The following is a 506-nucleotide window of genomic DNA, read 5'->3' on the forward strand; positions in this document are numbered from 1 at the left end:
TTTGGTACCTCTGATCGCGTTAGTGCTGTCAAAATGCGCAAAGTCTATAAGCTACTAAATGAGATGAATGTGGATTTCGATTTTGATGGTGAGATGCAAGGTGATGCTGCGCTTAATGAGCATATTCGTTTAGAAGATATGCCATCAAGTCACCTAAAAGGTGCGGCCAATTTGCTTATTTTGCCAACGCTTGATGCTGCAAACATTGCCTTTAATTTGCTTAAAACAGCAACAAATAGCGCCTCTATTGGTCCAATCTTACTGGGAGCCAATAAGCCTGTTCATATCTTGACGCCATCAGCGACAGCTCGTCGCGTGGTCAATATGACGGCGCTTGCTGTCACTGAAGCGCAAGACTTAGAAAACGAGAAGTAATTGCCGCATTATATTTATCGATGAGCTGCTACTGTTCATGATTAATAGTAGTAGTTTGCTATACTAAGACCAGTCTATATCATCGTCATAAATGGTATAGACTGGTTTTTTTTGCTTCAATAAAATGATAA

The 506-nt window shown here is 40.3% G+C and carries 1 protein-coding gene; it reads left to right on the top strand.

Annotated elements, in window-relative coordinates; all coding sequences use genetic code 11:
• On the top strand, window positions 1–375 hold a 375-nt coding region (locus ACS8FD_RS24880), incomplete at its 5' end, for a phosphate acyltransferase (RefSeq protein WP_439277809.1).
• Between the last annotated feature and the right edge of the window lie 131 nt (window positions 376–506).

It is taken from the genome of Psychrobacter sp. 1U2 (genome assembly GCF_051847575.1).